Below are 368 nucleotides of genomic sequence, written 5' to 3'. Positions count from 1 at the left end.
TTACGCCCAGTAATTCCGATTAACGCTTGCACCCTCCGTATTACCGCGGCTGCTGGCACGGAGTTAGCCGGTGCTTCTTCTGCGGGTAACGTCAATCGGCAAGGTTATTAACCTCACCGCCTTCCTCCCCGCTGAAAGTACTTTACAACCCGAAGGCCTTCTTCATACACGCGGCATGGCTGCATCAGGCTTGCGCCCATTGTGCAATATTCCCCACTGCTGCCTCCCGTAGGAGTCTGGACCGTGTCTCAGTTCCAGTGTGGCTGGTCATCCTCTCAGACCAGCTAGGGATCGTCGCCTAGGTGAGCCGTTACCCCACCTACTAGCTAATCCCATCTGGGCACATCCGGTGGCGTGAGGCCCTAAGG

Annotated in this window: 1 rRNA gene (only partly in view); it reads right to left on the bottom strand. The window is 57.1% G+C overall.

The window, feature by feature from the left end:
* Positions 1–368: ribosomal RNA gene (locus BBA90_RS19605) — 16S ribosomal RNA — on the bottom strand (it extends past both window edges: 1,096 nt to the left, 519 nt to the right).

The organism is Pantoea eucrina, assembly GCF_001691555.1.
Taxonomy (GTDB): Bacteria; Pseudomonadota; Gammaproteobacteria; order Enterobacterales; family Enterobacteriaceae; genus Pantoea; species Pantoea borealis.
This window is presented reverse-complemented; position numbering and strand designations above follow the sequence as displayed.